The organism is Streptomonospora nanhaiensis, assembly GCF_026642255.1.
Lineage (GTDB): Bacteria > Actinomycetota > Actinomycetes > Streptosporangiales > Streptosporangiaceae > Nocardiopsis > Nocardiopsis tropica.
Map to the genome: position 1 here is coordinate 26,696 of NZ_CP113264.1, position 13,498 is coordinate 40,193.

The 13,498-nt window shown below is 72.4% G+C and carries 12 protein-coding genes; 8 read left to right on the top strand and 4 right to left on the bottom strand.

The genetic code is table 11. The annotated features are described in order from the left end of the window. Positions 1–194 precede the first annotated feature (194 nt). The gene (locus tag OUQ99_RS00100) at positions 195–761 is read left to right on the top strand and encodes a DUF1349 domain-containing protein (RefSeq protein ID WP_267947372.1); all 567 of its coding nucleotides are present in this window, start codon (positions 195–197) and stop codon (positions 759–761) included. A 329-nt stretch (positions 762–1,090) separates the two neighbouring features. Further along, positions 1,091–1,549 (top strand): DUF4383 domain-containing protein, encoded by a 459-nt coding sequence (locus OUQ99_RS00105; RefSeq protein WP_267947373.1) that lies wholly within the window; start codon positions 1,091–1,093, stop codon positions 1,547–1,549. A gap of 69 nt (positions 1,550–1,618) precedes the next feature. Here OUQ99_RS00105 and OUQ99_RS00110 read toward each other — a convergent pair whose 3' ends face one another. Together OUQ99_RS00110 and OUQ99_RS00115 are read right to left on the bottom strand one after the other, a co-directional pair. After that, complete coding sequence (locus tag OUQ99_RS00110) at positions 1,619–2,077, bottom strand: hypothetical protein (RefSeq protein ID WP_267950583.1); 459 nt, start codon at positions 2,075–2,077, stop codon at positions 1,619–1,621. A 17-nt stretch (positions 2,078–2,094) separates the two neighbouring features. Further along, positions 2,095–3,753 (bottom strand): catalase, encoded by a 1,659-nt coding sequence (locus OUQ99_RS00115; RefSeq protein WP_267947374.1) that lies wholly within the window; start codon positions 3,751–3,753, stop codon positions 2,095–2,097. Positions 3,754–4,114: 361 nt separating this feature from the next. On the opposite strand from OUQ99_RS00115, the gene fdh reads away from it, so the two are divergent. The 4 genes from fdh (at position 4,115) to OUQ99_RS00135 (ending at position 11,215) form a co-directional block, all read left to right on the top strand. Next, positions 4,115–7,345 carry a formate dehydrogenase gene (gene fdh, locus OUQ99_RS00120; protein ID WP_267947375.1) on the top strand — a complete coding sequence of 1,077 codons (3,231 nt, stop codon included), beginning with the start codon at positions 4,115–4,117 and terminating at the stop codon, positions 7,343–7,345. An 8-nt stretch (positions 7,346–7,353) separates the two neighbouring features. Further along, the gene (locus tag OUQ99_RS00125) at positions 7,354–8,280 is read left to right on the top strand and encodes a 4Fe-4S dicluster domain-containing protein (protein WP_346660258.1); all 927 of its coding nucleotides are present in this window, start codon (positions 7,354–7,356) and stop codon (positions 8,278–8,280) included. Beyond that, on the top strand, positions 8,277–9,401 hold the full coding sequence (gene nrfD / locus OUQ99_RS00130) for an NrfD/PsrC family molybdoenzyme membrane anchor subunit (protein ID WP_267947376.1): 1,125 nt from the start codon (positions 8,277–8,279) through the stop codon (positions 9,399–9,401). The genes OUQ99_RS00125 and nrfD overlap by 4 nt, the downstream gene beginning before the upstream one ends. Positions 9,402–9,493: 92 nt before the next feature. Next, positions 9,494–11,215 (top strand): hypothetical protein, encoded by a 1,722-nt coding sequence (locus OUQ99_RS00135; RefSeq protein ID WP_267947377.1) that lies wholly within the window; start codon positions 9,494–9,496, stop codon positions 11,213–11,215. Between the two features lie 223 nt (positions 11,216–11,438). On the opposite strand, the gene OUQ99_RS00140 is transcribed toward OUQ99_RS00135, so the two are convergent. Then, positions 11,439–11,624, bottom strand: a complete 186-nt coding sequence (locus OUQ99_RS00140; protein WP_267947378.1) for a DUF397 domain-containing protein — start codon at positions 11,622–11,624, stop codon at positions 11,439–11,441. Then, entirely contained in the window at positions 11,617–12,492 is an 876-nt protein-coding gene (locus OUQ99_RS00145) for a helix-turn-helix domain-containing protein (protein WP_267947379.1), read from the bottom strand. The genes OUQ99_RS00140 and OUQ99_RS00145 overlap by 8 nt, the downstream gene beginning before the upstream one ends. A gap of 213 nt (positions 12,493–12,705) precedes the next feature. Between OUQ99_RS00145 and OUQ99_RS00150 the strand changes: the two genes are divergently transcribed. Further along, entirely contained in the window at positions 12,706–13,104 is a 399-nt protein-coding gene (locus tag OUQ99_RS00150; protein WP_267947380.1) for a hypothetical protein, read from the top strand. Beyond that, on the top strand, positions 13,101–13,481 hold the full coding sequence (locus tag OUQ99_RS00155; RefSeq protein WP_267947381.1) for a hypothetical protein: 381 nt from the start codon (positions 13,101–13,103) through the stop codon (positions 13,479–13,481). The genes OUQ99_RS00150 and OUQ99_RS00155 overlap by 4 nt, the downstream gene beginning before the upstream one ends. Positions 13,482–13,498 lie beyond the last annotated feature (17 nt).

Consider the following 13,498-nt stretch of genomic DNA (forward strand, 5'->3'; position numbering starts at 1 on the left):
CCGCCCCTGAACCGCTTCCCCGCCCGGTCTCCCGGCCGCCTCATCTCTGTGTCGCCGTATCGCCCTGTCGCCCTGTCGCCCTGTCGCCCTGTCGCCGTGTCACTGTGTCGCCGTGTCGACCTGTGGACATGGCGATCCGTCCGCGTGGGAGCCCTCCCATAGACTTCTCGTCTCCCGACCCGAGAGGTGGCGCCGTGCTCCCCGAGATGACCTGGCTCAACGAACCTCCCCACTGGACCGAGGACGACGGCGTCCTCACGGTCACGACCGGAAGCCGTACGGACTTCTGGCGCCGGACCCACTACGGGTTCGTCCACGACGACGGGCACTTCCGGCACGCGACCGCGACCGGGGACTTCACCCTCCAGGCCACCTTCGGCGGAGGCTACGAGGTCCAGTACGACCAGGTCGGCCTCATGGTCCGGGCGGACGAGGAGCACTGGGTCAAGGCGGGCGTCGAGTTCACCGAGGGCGCGCTCACCCTGAGCACGGTCCTCACCCGCGGCCACTCCGACTGGTCGGTGGTGCCGCTCGCGCACACCGGCGAGGTCACCCTCCGCGTGATCCGCACCGGCGACGCGCTCAACGTCCAGTACCTCGACGGCGACGCGGGCTGGCGCCTCCTGCGGCTGGGGTACCTGCCGCTGCCGGAGTCCTGCCAGGTCGGGGTCATGTGCTGTTCGCCCGAGCGGGAGGGGTTCCGGGCCGTCTTCCGCGACCTGACGCTCTCCGCCGAGATCCCCGGGGACCTGCACGCGTAGCGTCGCCCCCGCGGGACCGTTTGTCGACAGACCGACAGACCGACAGACCGACAGACCGACAGGGAGCCCCGGGGCGCTCGCGGCGTGTCCGCCGGGACGGTGCCGCCGGCCGCGTGCCGCGGCGGAGGTCCCCCGGCGGGCGCGCCGTGTCCCCGCCCGGCTCCGGTCCCCGGGGCCTCCAGGCGGTTGACCTGCCCGTTCGCCGGTGTCGGCATGCCGCGCGGGGGTCTCCCGGGTGTGTTTTCCACATCACTTCGGGTAGTGGGGGCGATACCCCTCGCCGGAAGGGGAGGGGCGGATGGGGCTAATCCGACCAATGTGGAGGAATCATGTCCGATCGGACTCCGACCCAGGGCGTGACCCGGCTGTCCCGGCAGCCGATCCGACTCGCCGCCCTCATCGTCGGCATCGTCTTCCTGCTGGTGGGGATCATGGGGTTCATCCCCGGTCTGACCACGAACACCGACCAGCTGCAGTTCGCCGGCCACCACTCCGAGGCGCACCTGCTCGGCCTCTTCCAGGTGTCGATCCTGCACAACCTGGTCCACCTGCTCTTCGGCGTGGCCGGGGTGGCGATGGCCCGCACCGCGGCCTCGGCGAAGCTCTTCCTCGTCGGCGGTGGCGTGATCTACCTGGTGCTGTGGCTCTACGGCCTGGTGATCGACTTCGACAGTGCCGCGAACTTCGTGCCGCTCAACGACGCCGACAACTGGCTCCACCTGGGCCTGGGGGTGGGCATGATCGCCCTCGGCCTGCTCCTGGCGCCCTCGCGCAGGGCCCGGCGCTAGCCGGAACGGGCTCATACGACGGGCCCCGACCCCCGACGAGGGGCCGGGGCCCGTCGCGGTCCCGGCGGATCAGCTCCGGTCGAGCCACTCGTAGGCGGCTCCGGCGGCGCAGGCGTAGACCGCGTGGTGCAGCAGGTCCAGGCCGATCTCCCCGGCCCCCCACCGCCAGGCGGGAGGCGCCGTGCCGGTGGCCGGCAGGACGACCTGCTCGCCTCCCCACACCGCGGCCAGGTGGACGGCCGCCGCTCCGGGGCCGCGCAGGCCGGCGGCGCCGAGCAGCCCGCGGACCGCTCCCCAGGAGGTCCCGTAGCCCCAGTGGACGAGGGCGCCGAACCTGCGTCCGCCCGCGTCGTCCCTCGGCCTGACGCCGAGCAGCCTCCCGGCGGCGTCGGCCGGGGCCGAGCTGTCGGCGCGGCCCCGCACCCGTGCCTCGACCGTGCTGGACACGGTCATGGCGGCGGTGCCGACCAGCCCTGCCAGCAGGCCCCGGCCGACGGCCGACGAGGCGTTCCCGAGGGCCCTCCCCATGTCCACGGCCGCCGCCCTCAGCGCTCGACCACGTGCCGGGTGTTGGGCACGCAGTGGGTCATGGTCAGCCCCGACACGTCGCGGGCCCCGTTCCGGCCCAGGCGGCCCAGGCGCTCGCGGTCCTCCTCGGTCAGGTCCTGGCTCTGGAGCGGCTTCAGGTGGGACACGTCCTCGGGGCCGATGCCCAGCCCCTCTCCGACGCGCAGTCCCAGGTCGTCCTCGACCAGGAGGAAGTGCCAGACCATGCGCTCCTGGATCGGGCGGTCGCACTGGGAGAGCAGCGTCGTGAAGTTGTGGACGAGGTCGTCCCGCTCCCACTGCTCCATCAGGAGGTAGCGCTGGCCCGCCTGCTTGTAGTCGTTGGTGCGGGAGATGCGCGCCCGCGTGAGCCTGCCCCGGATCTCCGGGCCCTGGTCGTCGTGCGTGGGGTACTGCCCCTCGCGCAGGCCGCCGGTGATGGAGGGCTCGTAGTTGACGTGCGGGTTCTCCCCGGCGGGGTCCTGGTAGTAGTTCATCTGGCCGTCGCGCTGGTTGGTCCGCACGTTCGCGTTCCTGGCCTGGTTCACCGGGAGCTGGAGGTAGTTGGGCCCCACACGGTAGCGCTGGGTGTCGCTGTAGGAGAAGGTGCGCCCGACGAGCATCTTGTCGTCGGAGAAGTCCAGGCCGTCCACGAGGACACCGGTGCCGAAGGAGATCTGCTCGTTCTCGGCGAAGTTGTTCGCGACGTTGCGGTCGAGCACGATCCTCCCCACCGGCTTGGGCGGGAAGTCCTGCTCCGGCCACGTCTTGGTGTCGTCCAGCGGGTCGAAGTCCAGTTCGGGGTGCTCGTCGTCGCTCATCATCTGCACGAGCAGCTCCCACTCGGGGTGGTCGCCGCGCTCGATCGCCTCGTGCAGGTCCTTGGTCGCGTGCCCGGTCTCGGTCGCCTGGATGTTGGCGGCGTCGGCCTCGGTCATGCTCCGCACGCCCTGCTTGGGCATCCACGTGTACTTGACCAGGACCGTGTTCCCGGTGGCGTCGACCCACTTGTAGGTGTTGACGCCGAAGCCCTGCTGGTGCCGGTAGTCCGCGGGGATGCCGCGCGGGCTGAACAGGTTGACCAGCATGTGCATGCACTCGGGTGTCTGCGACATGAAGTCGAAGATGCGGTTGGGTTCCTGACGGAAGGTGACCGGGTCCGGTTTGAGGGCGTGGATCACGTCCGGGAACTTGATGGCGTCGCGGATGAAGAACACCGCGAGGTTGTTGCCCACCAGGTCCCAGTTGCCGTCCTCGGTGTAGAACTTGATGGCGAATCCGCGCGGGTCGCGGGCGCACTCCGAGGAGTCCCGGCCGCCGATGACGGTCGAGAAGCGCAGCGCCACGTCGGTCCGCTTGCCCTTGCCCTGGAAGAGCCTGGCCCGCGTGTAGCGGTCGATCGGCTCGTCGCCCCACGTGCCGTAGGACTCGAAGTATCCGAACGCGGTCGCGCCGCGGGCGTGCACCACCCGCTCCGGGATGCGCTCCCGGTCGAAGTGGCTGATCTTCTCCAGGAACTGGTAGTTCTCCAGGGTCGCGGGCCCCCGCTCGCCGACCGTGCGCTGGTTCTGGTTGTCGTAGACAGGGTGGCCCTGCCTGTTCGTGAGCACCTCGCGGTCGTCCCCGGGAAAGGAGCCCTGGCTGGATACGTCGGTCATGTGACTGGTCCCCCGCCTGTCGTCATGATGTGTCCCTCACAGCCTCGCACCTGCCCGACTCCGGGCCCGCTAACGCAGGGCAAAGGCATTTCTTACCGGGCGGAGGGCGTGTCGGGACCGTCCCTCCGGCCGGAGGCCGCGGGCGGGAGGCGCGGTTCCCGCCCGCGCCGACCTCCGTGTTTCACGTGAAACATCCGGACGTCCGGGCCCGTGGAACCCCAGCCCCAGGCGAGTTCCATGACTGTCCCATGGGCGGCGTGTCCTCCCCCGCCGCCGCCCGCGCCTCGCGGACGGTGGAGCCGTGTGCCCGCGGGTCAGCGGGAGAGGTCGACGGGCCCGCGGGGCCGGTTCGGGGGCGAGCATGGGCGTACGCACGTGGATCGAGTCGTGGCCGGTGTACCGGCAGGCCACCGGCGGGGACCGCCTCGGCCGGGGCGCCGCCGCCCGCTCCGGGGCCACGGAGGAGCTGCGGCCCCGCACCGCCGACGCCGACCGTGTCGTCAAGTCGGTCTGCCCCTACTGCGCCGTCGGATGCGGTCAGAACGTGTACGTCAAGGACGAGCGCGTCATCCAGATCGAGGGGAACCCGGACTCCCCCATCAGCCGGGGGCGCCTGTGCCCCAAGGGCTCGGCCAGCCTCCAGCTCACCACCGGTTCGGCCCGCGAGGAGAAGGTCCTCTACCGGCGCCCGTACGGCGCCGACTGGGAGGAGCTCGACCTCGGCACGGCGATGTCCATGGTCGCCGAGCGCGTGGCGCGCACCCGGGACGAGACGTGGGAGGAGGAGGTCGACGGGCGCCGTGTCGCGCGGACCCTCGGCATCGCCGGCCTCGGCGGCGCGACGCTGGACAACGAGGAGAACTACCTCATCAAGAAGCTGTTCACGGCGCTGGGCGTGGTCCAGGTGGAGAACCAGGCGCGCGTGTGCCACAGCTCCACGGTCGCCGGGCTCGGCACCTCCTTCGGCCGCGGCGGGTCGACCACCTTCCTCCAGGACCTCCAGAACTCCGACTGCATCGTGATCGAGGGGTCCAACTTCGCGGAGGCGCACCCGGTCGGCTTCCAGTGGGTGATGGAGGCCAAGGCGCGCGGCGCCGTCGTCATCCACGTGGACCCCCGGTTCAGCCGCACCAGCGCGCTGGCCGACCTGCACGTCCCCCTCCGGGCGGGTACCGACATCGCCTTCCTCGGGGCGATCGTCAACCACGTCCTCACCGGGGAGAAGTACTTCCGCGACTACCTCCTGGAGTTCACGAACGCGGCGACGATCGTCTCCGAGGAGTTCCGGGACACCGAGGACCTGGACGGGCTCTTCTCCGGTTTCGACGCCGAGGGCCGGTGCTACGACACCTCCAGCTGGATGTACGACGGGGCGTCGGTCGCCGCCGCGGCGGGCGACCGCGCCAACTTCGACCGCGTGCGGGGCACGGGCCGGCCCGAGCAGCAGGGGTCGGGCGGCGCGGTGATGAGCAGCGTCCCCCGCGAGGACCGGACGCTGACCGACCCGCGCTGCGTGTTCCAGATCCTCCGCCGGCACTACTCGCGCTACACGCCGGAGCTCGTCGAGGAGGTGTGCGGGGTGTCCCGGGAGGTGTTCGCCCGGGTCTGCGACCACCTGACCCGCAACTCCGGCCGGGACCGCACCTCGGCGTTCTGCTACGCGGTGGGCTGGACCCAGCACACCGTCGGCTCCCAGTACATCCGGACGGCGTCCATCCTCCAGCTCCTGCTGGGCAACATCGGCCGTCCCGGCGGCGGCATCATGGCGCTGCGGGGGCACGCCAGCATCCAGGGGTCCAGCGACATCCCCACGCTGTTCGACCTGCTGCCCGGATACCTGCCGATGCCCCACGCCGCCCACGAGGGGTCCCTGCAGGAGTACATCAGGACCAACGGCGCCTCCTACAAGGGCTTCTGGACGAACATGGAGGCCTACACCGTCAGCCTGCTCAAGGCCTGGTGGGGCGACCACGCCACGGAGGAGAACGGCTACCGCTTCGGCCACCTGCCGCACCTGACCGGCTCGCACAGCACCTACGACACGGTCATGGCGCAGATCCGCGGCGAGTGCCGGGGCTACTTCCTCATGGGCGAGAACCCGGCCGTGGGCTCCGCCAACAGCCGCGCGCAGCGGATGGGCATGGCCAACCTCGAATGGCTGGTGGTCCGCGACTTCTCCCTCATCGAGAGCGCCACGTGGTGGAAGGACGGGCCCGAGATCGAGTCCGGCGAGCTCCGCACGGAGGACATCGCCACGGAGGTGTTCTTCTTCCCGGCGGCCTGCCACACGGAGAAGGAGGGCACCTTCACCAACACCAACCGCACGGTCCAGTGGCGCGACCGCGCCGTGCTCCCCAAGGGCGACCAGCGCAGCGACCTGTGGTTCGTCCACCGGCTCGGCACGATGCTGCGCGCGCTCCTCGCCGACTCGGGGCTCGACCGGGACCTGCCCCTGCTCGAACTGACCTGGGACTACCCGACCGACGAGCACGGCGACCCCGACGCGGCGGCGGTCCTGGCCGAGATCAACGGCCGCGGCCCGGACGGCGCCCCGCTCGGCTCCTACACCGAGCTGAGGGCGGACGGCAGCACGAGCTGCGGCTGCTGGATCTACTGCGGGGTCTACGCCGACGGCGTCAACCAGGCGGCGCGACGCAAGCCCGGGTCGGAGCAGGACTGGGTGGCCGCCGAGTGGGCCTGGAGCTGGCCGGCCAACCGGAGGCTGCTGTACAACCGGGCGTCGGCCGACGCGGAGGGCCGGCCGTGGAGCGAGCGCAAGGCGCTGGTGTGGTGGGACGCGGAGCGCGGTGAGTGGACCGGACACGACGTCCCCGACTTCGAGCTGCACAAGGCGCCGGACTACCGGCCGCCGGAGGGGGCCCGGGGCGTGGAGGCCCTCAGCGGGACCGACGCGTTCATCATGCAGGCCGACGGGCGTGCGTGGCTGTACGCGCCGACCGGCCTCCACGACGGGCCGCTGCCCACCCACTACGAGCCGCAGGAGACCCCCTTCGAGAACCCGCTCTACGGTCGGCAGCGCAACCCCACCCGGCTCCTGTACCCGCATGAGTACAACCGGTACCACCCGCAGGCGGGGACCCCGGGAGCGGAGGTCTACCCCTACCTGGTGACCACCTACCGCCTCACGGAGCACTTCACGGCCGGGGGCATGAGCCGGTGGACCCCCTACCTCGCGGAGCTCCAGCCCGCGTTCTTCTGCGAGGTCGGCCCCGAGCTGGCCGCCGAGCGGGGCCTGGAGAACGGGGGCTGGGCCACCCTCGTCACCGCCCGCGCCGCCATCGAGGCGCGGGTGCTGGTCACCGACCGCATGGCGCCGCTGCGCGTCCAGGGGCGGGTCGTCCACACGATCGGCCTCCCCTACCACTGGGGCCCCAACGGTTACACGACCGGTGACGCCGCCAACGAACTCATGTCCATCGCGCTCGAACCCAACACGCACATCCAGGAGGTCAAGGCGCTCACCGCCGACATCGTCCCTGGGCGTCGGCCGCGCGGTGCGGACAGGGAGGAGCTGGTGCGCTCCCACCGCGAGCGCGCCGGGATCACCGAGCGGACCGGAACGGAGGTGTGACCGTGGTCGTGCGGAGCGCGCGGGGACACGGGGACCCGGGGGAGAGCGGCACCGGGCAGGGGTACGGGGACGAGCAGCGGGAGCGGGTCGGGTTCTTCACCGACACCAGCGTGTGCATCGGCTGCAAGGCCTGCGAGGTCGCCTGCAAGGAGTGGAACTCCGTACCCGAGGACGGCCTGGACTTCACCGCCATGTCGTTCGACAACAGCGTCGGGCTGGGGGCGGACACCTGGCGCCACGTGGCCTTCGTCGAGCAGCGGCGACCGCTGGGCCACCAGGACGCGGGCGTGGGCCGCCCCGCGCCGGTCGACCTCGGCATGCCGTCCACGGAACTCCCCGGCGCCTACACCGGCGTGGAGGAGCGCGAGGAGTTCCGGTGGCTCATGGCCTCGGACGTGTGCAAGCACTGCACCAGCGCCGCCTGCCTGGACGTGTGCCCGACGGGCTCGCTCTTTCGCACCGAGTTCGGCACCGTGGTCGTCCAGCAGGACATCTGCAACGGCTGCGGGTACTGCGTCTCGGCCTGCCCCTACGGCGTCATCGACCGCCGCGAGGACGACGGCCGGGCCTGGAAGTGCACCATGTGCTACGACCGGATCGGCGACGGCATGGAGCCGGCCTGCGCCAAGGCCTGCCCCACCGACTCCATCCAGTTCGGGAACCTGGACGAGCTGCGGGAGCGCGCGGCGAGGCGGCTGGAGGACCTCCACGGGGCAGGGGTCTCCTCGGCCCGGCTGTACGGCGAGGACCCCGGCGACGGGGTGGGCGGCAACGCGGCCTTCTTCCTGCTGCTGGACGAGCCCGAGGTCTACGGGATGCCGCCGGACCCGGTGGTCACCACCCGGGACCTGCCGTCGATGTGGGCGCACGCGGGCCTGGCGGCCGCCGCGCTGCTGGTCGGATCGGCCGCCGCGTTCGCGGGGAGGCGACGGTGAGCACGTCGGACGTGACGAGGGAGGGCGTACGGGGACAGCGGCCCGGACGGGACGCGGTCACCGGGAGCGCACGGGTGGTCGGGGAGGGACAGCGCCGCCGGCACGGCGGGCGGCGCGGCGGGCCCACGCGGGTGCCGGACGCCGAGTTCCGCTCCTACTACGGGCGGCCGGTCCTGAACCAGGTGGTGTGGGAGGCCTCCGACATCGGCGGGTACCTGTTCCTGGGCGGGCTGGCCGGCGCGTCGTCGGTCCTCGCGGCCGGGGCCGAGCTCACCGGCCGGGACGCCATGGCGCGCCCGCTCAAGTACACGGCCCTCGCCGCGATCTCCGGGTCCGTGGTGGCGCTCGTCCACGACCTGGGGCGGCCCGAGCGCTTCCTGAACATGCTCCGCGTGGTCAAGCCGACCTCGCCGATGAGCGTGGGGACGTGGATCCTCACGGCGTACGGGCCGCTCGCCGGGGTCGCCGCGGTGACCGCCGCGACCGGGTGGTTCCCGCGGATCGGCCGGGCGGCCACCCTCGGCGCCGCGGCGGTGGGGCCCCTGGTCGCCACCTACACGGCCCCCCTGGTGTGCGACACCGCCGTGCCGTCCTGGCACGAGGGGTACCGGTACATGCCGTTCCTGTTCGCGGCCTCGGCCTCGGCGGCGGCGGGAGGGGCGGGGCTGGTGGCCTCGCCCCTCGGGCAGAGCGGCCCCGCGCGCCGGGCCGCCGTTGGCGGTGCGCTCGTGGAGACGGCGGTGTCCACCGCCATGGAGCACCGGATGGGACTGGCCGGGGAGCCCTACCGGCTGGGCACGGCGGGCGTCTTCGTCCGCGCGGCCAAGGCCCTGACCCTGGCCGGCGCGGCCGGGGCCGTGCTGGGCCGCCGCAGCCGGGCGGTGTCCGCGCTGAGCGGCGCCGCACTGCTCGCCGGTTCGGCGTGTACCCGCTTGGGGGTCTTCCACGCCGGGAAGCAGTCCGCCGCCGACCCGAAGTACACGGTGGTGCCCCAGCGCAGGCGGATGGCCGAGCGGGCCGCGGAGCCCGCCGCCGAACAGGAGGCCCGGGCCGAGGCGGCCGGGCGCACCGCGGGGCGGGCCGGGTCCGGCGGCGCCGGAGGCGGGGCCGCCGGGGCGTGAGCCGGTCCCGGCGGCGGGGGCGGGCGGTGAGCGCCTGCCCCGCCACGGGGTAGGAAGACGGTCCCAGGACGGATCCCCAGAAAGGCCCGACGATGGCGTTCCACCGGCCAGGACTGCCCTTCGACCTGCCCGAACCTGATCTCCTGTGGGCCAGGGCCGGGGCGTACGCCTCGGTGTGCGCCGGGCTGGGGCTCACGGACTGCGTGGCGGAGGGGCCCGTCGTCCGGCGCGGCGGCGCGGGGGCCGGGGCGGGGTTCGAGCTCGTCCGCGTGGCGGGGGACCGCTTCCTGCTGGTCGGCGAGCACGGCCTCGACTCGCCGGAGCGGGGGTGGTCGCGCCCGGTGGACCCGTTCGAGGGCGCTCCCGACTGGCTGCCGTGGGAGTGGCTGGAACGGAGGCCGTGCCCGGACTTCGCCTACTGGTGGGACGGCGTCTGGGCCCGCACGGACTACCCCGACGACTGGGACGACGACGGGCTCGGACCGGCGGTCGAGGGGGCCGACGCCGACCTGCTGGTGTGGCGGATGGAGATCCTGGACCCGGACACGGAGGGGTTCGGCCGGGGTCCGCTGAGGGACGCGCTGGAGACCCTGGTGGCCCGCGCCGAGGAGCGCACGGTGGACGCCCGTGTGCTGGAGACCGTGCTCGGGCACTTGGAGGAGCACACGGGGGACGCCCGTACCGGGCGAGCGCTGGAGTGTGCGCGCGGCCTCGGGCTCACGGGGGACGAAGAGCCCCGGGAAATCCCGGCCGGGCAGGGCGGGCCCGCGTCCGGGGGGTGGCCCCTCATCGGGCTGGGCGAACGGCTGCTGCTGGTCGGCGACGCCATGCGGTCGGCCGGGGAGCTCGACCGCCCCGGGACGGTGACGGCCCTCCCGCCCCCCGGGGCCGGGGGCGCGGCTGCGGACCCGGGCCCGGAGGGCGCGGGCGGGCCCGGGGCGGCGCTGCTCGCAGAGGTGGCAGCGTCGGCGGCGGCCGTGCGCGACCGGAACGCGGACGGCGGCGCCCTCGTCCTGGTCTTCCGCGCGCCCCGCCCCGGGGGCCTCACCCTGGACGACGGGGCGGCTGCCCCCGCCGGGACGGGCCTGCCCGAACTGCTGGAGCGGTTGCGCTCGCAGGAGGCGCACCCCGAGCGCGGGCGGTGGCTCTTCGCCCGGATCACCGTCTCCGGCGGAGAGGTCGTCCTGGAGCGCGTGTACGACCACTGGCCGTCCTGGGAGCGCGGGCGGCGCGACGGCACCCCCGAGAACCTGGAGTTCCTGGCGGAGGAGATGGCGGCGCGCTCCCCCGCGTGGCGTCCCGCGTGGGCCGCGCTGCTGGACGAGGCGTCCGCCTTCGATCCGCCCTGGCCCGGCCCTCCCGGGCGGCCCAGCGTTCCGCCGGCGCGGCCGGACGCGGCCGGGCGGGTCGCCCTGCTCGACCGGATCGGTGTTCTGCTGCGTGCCGCGGCCGGGCGGCGGGACTGGGAGCGGTTGCGGCTGTCGTACCGGGCGCTCGTCGGCTACGCGGGCGGAACCCTCGTGGCCACCGGGCCGGCTGGGGAAGAGGAACTGGGACTGAACGAGGACCTGCGCGCCGCGATGGCGCTCCTGCGGTCGGTCACTTATTCGGAGGGGAGGGGCGCCTGGTTCGGCGCGGAGCTGGTCCTGGAGAGGAACGGGGGGTGGCGGATCGTCTACGACCGGGACGGGGAGCCCCGTTTCTCCGTGCCGCCGCCCGCGTTCAGCTACGCCCTGGACGCCCGCTACTACCCCAGGGACTCGGGGCGGGTGCCGCCGTGGTTGGGGGAGCGCCTGCGCAGCGCCCGGGGGTGAGAGCTGGCTGATCGGCGGTTGTGCCGGGGGGCGGTGCCGACCCAGGTGGAGGACTTCGCGTTGCCCACCACTTCACGACACCACTAACTCATTCTCGTCCGAAACCCCTGAAGAGGGTGCATTCCGGGAGCGTAGGGGTAGAGTGGCCGCGGTGCACCGCACCGTTTCTAGGCACATACGGCCCCCCGGTCATTCGACCGGGGGGCCGTATGGTTTCTCGGCCCTACTTCTGGCGCACAGTGGAAAGCAGTGCGGACCACTCGGGCCGTGGGAAGGACAGAGCCCCGGCATCGCGGTTCTGGGTGTCCCGCATCGCTGAGTCCTGGTCCGTGTCCGCCACCTCGACACAGTTGTTCCCTGTGCCGCTGTAGCTGCTCTTGCGGTAAGGGTGGCTGTAGGTCTCACTCATCGGTTTCGGTCTCCAGGGATGCGAGGACGGTGCGAAGGAATCCGGCGCTGTCGGCCCCGGACAGGGCCGCCGCCGACACGTGCGCGAAAACGTTCGTGACCAGCGAAATTTCGTCGGGTTCCTCCAGCATGAGGCTAGCGGCGTAGTGCTCCACATAGACAATCGAGGGGTCCAGAGGCTCTGCGTAGTCCATCACGACGATGGCACCCGTACTTGCCGCGTGCGCCCCGGCTGAGAACGGCAGTACCTGGATGGTGACACCTGCGCGGGTTGCCATCCGGAGCAGGTGGCGAATCTGGTCGGCCATGATCTCTGGGGCCGCCTCGGCGCCGCGACGAACGGCAGCTTCGTCGATGACGGCCCAGTAGTCCGGCGGGTCGTGGCGGTGCAAGATGCCTTGCCGCTCTATACGGGCGTCCACGCGGGCGGCAACGGCTGCGTCGTCCTGCGCCTGTCCGCCGCGGAGGATCATTTCCGCGTACCCGGGAGTCTGGAGAAGGCCCGGGATGACCTGGGGCTCGAACGTGCGGATGACTGACGCCTCAGCCTCGAAACCCGGTAGGTCGTCAGTGAACACACCCGACTTCTGGTATTTCGCCCACCAACCGCGTTCTTTCGCCTGCGCGGCCAGCGCGGTCCACTCCGCGCGACTGGTGGCGTCTACCCGATACAGGTCGGCGAGCGCGTCGATGTCGGCAGGCTGAATCCGGCGTGTCTCCGCAGCTTCTAGCCTTCCGACTTTTGTACCTGACCACCCAAGGTGTTTCGCGGCCTCGGTGACCCCGTACTCGGCATCTACTCGTGCGCGGTGCAGGAGCCGCGCGAGTCTGCGCAGTCGGACGGTAGGAGAGTGCGCTCGACGATCCATGCCGCGAGTCTAGCGACGCGTTTTCGTGCAGATCACGAGAAAACCTTGATTCTGTGGGATCTGCATGAAACTCTAGCTGTGCCTAGGAACTCACGGTGAGGAGCACAGTTCATGCAAATCCTGACTTTCGGTCACCGTACTTCGGTGATCCTGTCGGCGCTGGCCATTTTGAGTAATCTGCTCGGATGGCCTCGGCTGCAGACCGCATCCGGAGTGCGCCAGTACGTGCAGGAACTCCGGCACGTACTGGCCCCACTGCCGACCCTGGTCTTCCCGGCACACGGACCTGACACGGCCCCCTTCTCCTGCACGCGCACCTACGTGCTCGATGCCCTGCGTCGACGTTCCGGCCGTGTCCGCCGGTACGCGGCAAGGCCCCAGGCTCCCCGGCCGCACGTGGTCACCGGCCCGATTCCGATCGTCCGGCCGATCAGCCCGACCGGCGTCTCCTCCCCGACACCTCCGCCGGAACGCCCGCGCGTGGGCGGCCTCGCACCCGTCGTACCGCTGGACCCCTACCGGCGTCGCGCCCGCCGGGACGCCTCCCGGCGCGGCCTGGTCGTCCTGATCGCCCTGGCCCGGCAGTCCGAGGAGCGGGGGGCGGCAGCATGAGCGCCGTTCGCCGCACCGTGTGCGATCTCCGCGAGCTTCCGACCATGGCGGCGCTCACCGCGTGGGCCACCGTCCACGGGGCGGCCGTCACCTACCTGGGGCCCGACCTGCAGGGCCATGCGGTCTACGCGGCCCGCCGGGGGCCGGTCACGCGTGTGGTGACCGTTCCCGGTCCGGACCCCCACCCGCACCCGCTGACCTGGCACTCGCCACTGGAGACCCTCCCCGCCGACGCGCCGCCGGGGGTCGCAGGGGCAGCCGTCCGCGTTCCCGCAGCACGATCCGGCGGCCCCGACCCGTCCGGCGACCCCGGCGTCCCGGCCGGGGGCCTGCGCGCCGTGTGGATGGCGGCCGTCCGAGCCGTCTCCGTCCTCTGAGACCGGGCGCGCCCTGA

Coding starts and splice junctions, on each gene's coding strand:
- OUQ99_RS00105 (WP_267947373.1), top strand. CDS start 1,091: ATGTCCGATCGGACTCCGACCCAGGGCGTGACCCGGCTGTCCCGGCAG.
- OUQ99_RS00110 (WP_267950583.1), bottom strand. CDS start 2,077: ATGGGGAGGGCCCTCGGGAACGCCTCGTCGGCCGTCGGCCGGGGCCTG.
- OUQ99_RS00115 (WP_267947374.1), bottom strand. CDS start 3,753: ATGACCGACGTATCCAGCCAGGGCTCCTTTCCCGGGGACGACCGCGAG.
- fdh (WP_267947375.1), top strand. CDS start 4,115: ATGGGCGTACGCACGTGGATCGAGTCGTGGCCGGTGTACCGGCAGGCC.
- OUQ99_RS00135 (WP_267947377.1), top strand. CDS start 9,494: ATGGCGTTCCACCGGCCAGGACTGCCCTTCGACCTGCCCGAACCTGAT.
- OUQ99_RS00140 (WP_267947378.1), bottom strand. CDS start 11,624: ATGAGTGAGACCTACAGCCACCCTTACCGCAAGAGCAGCTACAGCGGC.
- OUQ99_RS00145 (WP_267947379.1), bottom strand. CDS start 12,492: ATGGATCGTCGAGCGCACTCTCCTACCGTCCGACTGCGCAGACTCGCG.
- OUQ99_RS00155 (WP_267947381.1), top strand. CDS start 13,101: ATGAGCGCCGTTCGCCGCACCGTGTGCGATCTCCGCGAGCTTCCGACC.